General features: G+C 40.4%; 5 protein-coding genes. All 5 read left to right on the top strand.

What is annotated here, in order from left to right:
- Window positions 1-2: 2 nt before the first annotated feature.
- The 5 genes from ppk2 to RBR61_RS02620 all read left to right on the top strand — a co-directional run bounded on the left by ppk2 (window position 3) and on the right by RBR61_RS02620 (window position 6,292).
- Entirely contained in the window at window positions 3-806 is an 804-nt protein-coding gene (gene ppk2 / locus RBR61_RS02640) for a polyphosphate kinase 2 (RefSeq protein WP_320341952.1), read from the top strand.
- A gap of 66 nt (window positions 807-872) precedes the next feature.
- Window positions 873-1,877, top strand: a complete 1,005-nt coding sequence (gene pstS, locus RBR61_RS02635; RefSeq protein ID WP_320341951.1) for a phosphate ABC transporter substrate-binding protein PstS — start codon at window positions 873-875, stop codon at window positions 1,875-1,877.
- Window positions 1,878-2,052: 175 nt separating this feature from the next.
- Window positions 2,053-3,264 (top strand): putative porin, encoded by a 1,212-nt coding sequence (locus RBR61_RS02630; RefSeq protein WP_320341950.1) that lies wholly within the window; start codon window positions 2,053-2,055, stop codon window positions 3,262-3,264.
- 156 nt (window positions 3,265-3,420) lie between these two features.
- Window positions 3,421-4,302, top strand: a complete 882-nt coding sequence (locus RBR61_RS02625; RefSeq protein WP_320341949.1) for a hypothetical protein — start codon at window positions 3,421-3,423, stop codon at window positions 4,300-4,302.
- A 7-nt stretch (window positions 4,303-4,309) separates the two neighbouring features.
- On the top strand, window positions 4,310-6,292 hold the full coding sequence (locus RBR61_RS02620) for an EAL domain-containing protein (protein ID WP_320341948.1): 1,983 nt from the start codon (window positions 4,310-4,312) through the stop codon (window positions 6,290-6,292).
- Window positions 6,293-6,331: the final 39 nt, after the last annotated feature.

The raw sequence follows: 6,331 nt of genomic DNA, 5'->3' as shown, positions 1-6,331 counted from the left end.
GTGTGCTCTTCCGATCTTGGGTAAAAGAGGAGACCCTTTTATATGAAGAGGAGCTAAAAAAACTCCAGATCGAGCTTCTAAAGTTTCAAAATCATGTAAAAGAGCAGGGGCTTAAAGTGATGATGATCTTTGAGGGGCGCGATGCCGCAGGCAAAGGCGGGACCATAAAGAGAATAATAGAGCACCTCAATCCAAGAGGGGCGAGAGTCGTGGCACTCTCAAAACCAAACGATCAAGAGCAAACCCAGTGGTATTTTCAAAGATATGTCGCACATCTGCCTTCCGCCGGGGAGATGGTCTTTTTTGACAGAAGCTGGTATAACAGGGCTATGGTCGAGCCTGTAATGGGATTTTGCACAGAGAGGGAGCATCACAAGTTCTTAAAGGATGCACCTCTTTTTGAGAAGATGCTGGCAGAGGAGGATATCAAGATATTTAAATTTTACTTCTCGGTTACAAAAGAGGAGCAGGCAAAAAGATTTGCAAAAAGAGAGCAGGACCCACTGAAGCAGTATAAGTTCTCCGAAGTGGATGCCAAGGCGCAACAGCTTTGGGACGCCTACGCTTTGGCAAAGTATATGATGTTAAGCGCTACGCATACCGAGATTGCTCCATGGACGGTGGTAAAGAGCGACAACAAGAAAAAGGCGAGAATAAATACCATAAAACATATATTAAACTTTGTAGAGTACCCGGATAAGATAGACGCAAGCGAGATCGAGGTGGACAAGGATGTGATAATATTCGGCAGAGACGAGACCATTGCGATGGAGGGACAGTTTAAATTTGCATCCGATGCAGAGTAGTCTTTTGTAATCATCTTGTAATATGGAGCAATTATAATTTCGCTAAACATTCAAAAAGGAAAACAAATGTTAAAGAAATTAGCTCTAGCTGCAATAGTCACCGCAGCGTCAATTACCTCTTCGTTCGCGTCCGATAAGATAAACGGTGCAGGCGCGTCATTTCCTGCTCCGCTCTACTATGATTGGGCATTTAACTACAAAAAAGATACCGACAATCTTGTTAACTACCAGTCAATCGGTTCAGGCGGCGGAATCAAGCAGATCGCTAAAAGAGTTGTTGATTTCGGTGCATCTGATGAAGCTCTGGATACAAAAAAGCTTGCAAAAGATAAGCTTTTACAGTTTCCTGCAGTTATCGGTTCAATAGTAGTTGCTTTTAACGTAGAAGGAATTGCAGATGCAACTCTAAAACTCAGCAATGAAGTAGTTGCTGATATTTTCGCAGGAAAGATCACTACATGGAATGATGCGGCAATCGCAGCAGATAACAAAGGTCTTAACCTTCCAAACCAAAAGATCATAGTTGTACACCGTTCAGACGGATCAGGAACTACATATAACTTCACATACTACCTGACAAAAAGCTCTAAGAACTGGAAAGAGAACTTCGGAACAGGCAAAGCTGTTGACTGGGCTGTTGGCATTGGCGGAAAAGGTAACGAGGGTGTTGCAAGTTTGGTAAAACAGACTCCTTACTCAATAGGTTACATTGAAAACGCATATAAAGAGAAGAACAACTTAAGTGCGGCTGTTTTAAAAACTGCAAGCGGAAAATGGGTTGCTGCAACAGAAGAGAACTTCAAAGCTGCTGCAAAGTATGCTACTTGGACAAAAGAGGATCACTTTCACTCTGTTTTAGCTCTGCAAGCAGGCGATACTTCGTACCCGATCGTTGCGGCAACGTTTATACTTCTTCCAAAAGAGAAGCCTGAGATGAACAAAAAGATCTTAGAGTTCTTTGAGTACGCTTTCAAAAACGGTGACGAGAGCGCTAAGAAGTTAGGTTATATCCCACTTCCAAAAGAGACTAAAGATATGATCAAAGAGTATTGGGCAGCCAATATAAAGTAGTCATTCGTTAATACTCATTCTCCTGAATTTTCTCTCCTAAGAAAATCTCCCGCAAAGCCTCTGTGTCCGAAACGACACAGGGGCTTTTTGCATTTAAGACAGCTCTTTTTGCTGTAATCTTTTCGTAACCTAACAATTTTATAATTCTCTCACAAAAAAACAAGGGATTCAAAAAATGAAAAAAATCGTTTTATCGACAATAGCTGCACTAGCGGTTAGCGCGACTAGTTTGAGTGCTGCACAGCAGTTTTATGTAGATGACAAAGGTCAAGTTTTTACAACAGCCGCTGAAGGGCGTACAGCTATTAATGTAGAAGAAGCAGGAAAAGTTCTTAACTCAGCAGAAGCACCGGAGAAAAAAACTAAAAATGGATTTTTTGATAGATTTCATGCAAAAGGGGATCTTAGATTAAGACAAGAGGTAATAGAAAAAGAGGGCAGTGCTGATAAAAACCGTGAAAGATATAGATTTAGATACTCTGTAAACTTTGATGCTACTGATAATATTAGACTAGAGACAGCGGTCTCGAGTGGTAAATATAACCCGACATCAGGAAATGTAAGCTTTAAAAGTGATGAAAATATTCAAGAGTATTTTATAGATGAGCTTAAAATCGACATACTTGCTCTTAAATACTCATTTGACAACTCATGGGTTAGAGTCGGTAAGCAGGCACACGATATCTATAGACCTATTAAAACACAACTTGTATGGGATAATGATATTCGTTTAGAGGGAATCAACTACGGTTATAAAGATGGCAATAGTATGATTAGAGTCGGTGCTAACAGAGTGCACAGAGAAAAAGATAACAGAGACGGTGATGATATCAATATTTTTTTAGCTCAGTATGTGCATACTCAAAAGCTTGACGATGCTAAGCTCAATTTGGGTGCTGCATATTACCATTATGACGGTGTAGAAGGTACTACGCATCCATATGACAGCGGATTTATGGGTAACACAAGCGAAACAGTAAATGGTGTTGATGTATATAAAGAAGATTATGGAATTGTAGAGGCTTTTGCTGAGATACAAGTTAAAGATCTAGTAATGGGTATGCCGGCTAAAGCAGCAGTAATATTAGCATATAACGCACTGGCAAGTGATGACAATTTCGGATATGATATAAGTGCAGAACTTGCTATGACTAAGAAGTGGAAAGCGGCTGTTACTTACAGAGATGTTCAAAAAGATGCAGTTTATGGAGCGCATAACGACTCTGACTTTAGTGGCGGTGGAACAGATAGTAAAGGTTACTATGTTAAAACAAAATATGCATTTGCTAAAAATGTAGATGTTGCTGGATGGTGGAACTGGAGTAAACTAGGTGATGCTGAACTAGATTACCACCGTGTACAACTCGATGTTATTCTTAAGTTCTAATAGATAGAACTATAAACAATAACAATTTTTTCTCCCCCCTTTTTTTTTCCTAAATACAAAGCCTCTTTTGGCTTTGTACCTTTTGTGACAATATTTTAATAAAACCTTAAAGATACGACAGATAGAATAAATCAGAATAAATTTACCGGAGTTTGTATGCTAAGAAGAGTGGCTTTTATAATTTTGGGTGCTTTGTTATTTATATCATGTTCTTCTGAGTACAACCATAAGCTGAAAATCTCCGCTACTACATGGATAGGCTATACGCCTCTCTTTTACGCAAAAGAGATGGGATGGCTTGAACCTCTTAACATCAAACTTCTAAACGTCTCTTCTCTGAGTGAAAATATGTATCTCTACAAAGCTGGAAACAGTGATGCTTATGTCGGAACACAGTATGAGTATAACATCCTCAGTAAAGAGGATTCGACGCTTATTCCGGTTATGCTCTTTGACAAGTCCCACGGCGGGGATGTGATAATGAGCAACAGAACGCTAGATGAGCTTACAAACAGCAGCGACAAGATAGACGTTTATCTGGAGATGGACTCTATAAACTACACGCTTCTTGAAGATTTTATAAAAAAGAGCGGCATAAACGAAGAGAGAATAAACTATATAAATGAAGACCAAGCGACAATATCGACGCTGAAATCTATTATATCCGACAAGCCTACCATCGTAGTGACATACTCTCCTTATGATGCAGAGATCCAAAAGAAGGGCTTTATAAAGATAGCATCGACAAAGGATAAGTTTGACCTCTTGGTCGTAGACGCGATGTTTACCACAAAAAAAGTGCTCTCTGAGCACAGAGGACAGTTTGAGGGGCTTAAAAAGGCAGTGGACAGAGCGGTTGTAGAGCTTCATAAGAACCCTAGGGAGTTTTACGAGAAGGTTAAACCATATATTTTGGAGATAAAGTATGATGAGTTTAGGGAGTCGTTAGAGAACATTATATGGATAAACGAGTCTATGTCGCAGAAGTTAAAAGATAGAATTAAAAAAGAAGATTTTCCTATAGAAGATTTGATCTAAGATGTCTATGAGCATACAAAAATTCATATTTTCGCTTGTAGCGGCGCTATTTAGCATACTTTACATCCTCTTTTTTTATTACCATTTTGCGCAGCAGGAAAAAACGGCAGCGGCAATACTAAGGGCGATTAATTCGCAGATGCTTGAGACAAGCTACCATCTCTCAAAAGATATCAAAAGCGTAGGCGATGTCGCTTCTCTGCGCGCTATGCTTGATAGGATCGCTTCAAACGGCGACTTTATAGACTCCATATTTATACATGACGAAGATGAGATACTTATCTCGACCGACCCGTTTCGCCGCAAGACTATCTCTACAAACCTTATCTTCAGCAGCGGGCTCTCTGCGTACGATAAGCTTGAGCAGATAGAGGCGATAGAGGAAGATATAAGATTTTACGAGGGCAAAAAAGCAACAGTTCTGAAACTTACGTTTGTTTTGGACAAAGATGAGATAGCGCTCTATTTCAGTGAAAGAAAGTCTAAGTTTCTGCTCTATTTCGGTCTTGCTCCTGTTTTTATCTTTGTCTTTTTGTGGTTTCTTCTGCGCGGATTTATAGCAAAACCGCTTGAGAGGCTTCGTCAGTTCGCATATTATCAAAGCGAGATACCCAAAGCTTTTAAACTAAGAGAGCTGGAGACTATCCGCTACTCAATGGTACAGACTTTTCAAAGACTTGAGAACGAGAAAAAAGAGCTCTATGATATGGCAAGAACCGATATGCTAAGCGGGCTTGCAAACAGGAACGCTTTGGAAGAGTATGCCCATCGCCTCATCGCAAACTCTTCCCGTGAAAACAGAGAGTTCGCATTTTTGTTTTTGGACCTTGACAACTTTAAAGATATAAACGACTCTCTTGGGCACAATGTCGGTGACGAGCTTTTAAAGAAGATATCCTCTATGATAAGCGAGGCTCTTCGCTCAAACGACTTCGTGGCTCGCGTAGGCGGGGATGAGTTTGTCGTAATAGTCGAGAAGTACCACTCCATTATGGAGCTTACTACAATAGTAGAGCGTATTCAGAAGTATTTGGCGCAGACTTGGATAATCCAGACACACCCAATAAGCGTGGGGAGCAGTGTCGGGATCGCTTTTTATCCAAAAGACGGAAGAGATCTTATCTCTCTTATGAAAAACTCCGACATCGCCATGTATGAGGCAAAAAACAGAGGACGCGGAAGATACCACTTCTTTACAGAGGAGCTTAACAAAAGAGTCCAAGATGCGATATCGCTGGATAAAAATATGAGAAAGGCGCTCGAGAACGATGAGTATCAGCTCCACTATCAGCCAAAAGTAGATATTAAAAGCGGCGCTATCGTGGGAGCTGAGGCACTGATCAGATGGATAAGCCCAACTCAGGGCTCTATTGCACCGGATGTATTTATATCTCTTGCCGAAGAGAACGGCTTTATAAACGAACTTGGATGGTGGGTGCTGCAAGATGCGATAAGACAGCATAATATCTGGAGAAACAAAGGAATAGAGATCCCAATCTCTATAAACGTATCTGCAAAACAGCTCTTGGAGGATAACTTTATAGTTCAATTCAAAAAGCTTTTGGATGACAACGACGTAGACCCGGGAAAAATAGATATCGAGATCACGGAGTACCTCTTTTTGCAGCATAGCGAAGAGAACTCAAAGATACTTCATGAGCTTCATGACCACGGAGTCACGATATCTCTGGATGACTTTGGAACGGGTTACTCTTCTCTCTCATACCTTAAGAGATTTCCGATTGACAATCTTAAGATAGACAAAGCATTTATAGATGATTACGACAGCAAGCGCGGCTCCATATTTGTAGAGACCATCGTAAAAATGGGGCAGACGTTAAATATGAAGGTAATAGCGGAGGGTGTAGAGCATAAAGAGCAGGTCGAGTACCTAAGCAAAATAGGATGTAATCAGTATCAGGGTTACTACTTCTCAAGACCTCTTAGCGCTGATGATTTTGAGACTCTTTTTTCAGAGCAGAGCCATTAATACAATATAAACGTCATTTTGGATAGAATATCAAAATTT

It is taken from the genome of Sulfurimonas sp. (genome assembly GCF_034005705.1).
Classification (GTDB): Bacteria; Campylobacterota; Campylobacteria; order Campylobacterales; family Sulfurimonadaceae; genus Sulfurimonas.
This window is presented reverse-complemented; position numbering and strand designations above follow the sequence as displayed.

Excerpts from the sequence above, each read along its gene's own strand:
- pstS (WP_320341951.1), top strand. The coding sequence starts at position 873 with ATGTTAAAGAAATTAGCTCTAGCTGCAATAGTCACCGCAGCGTCAATT.
- RBR61_RS02630 (WP_320341950.1), top strand. The coding sequence starts at position 2,053 with ATGAAAAAAATCGTTTTATCGACAATAGCTGCACTAGCGGTTAGCGCG.
- RBR61_RS02625 (WP_320341949.1), top strand. The coding sequence starts at position 3,421 with ATGCTAAGAAGAGTGGCTTTTATAATTTTGGGTGCTTTGTTATTTATA.
- RBR61_RS02620 (WP_320341948.1), top strand. The coding sequence starts at position 4,310 with ATGAGCATACAAAAATTCATATTTTCGCTTGTAGCGGCGCTATTTAGC.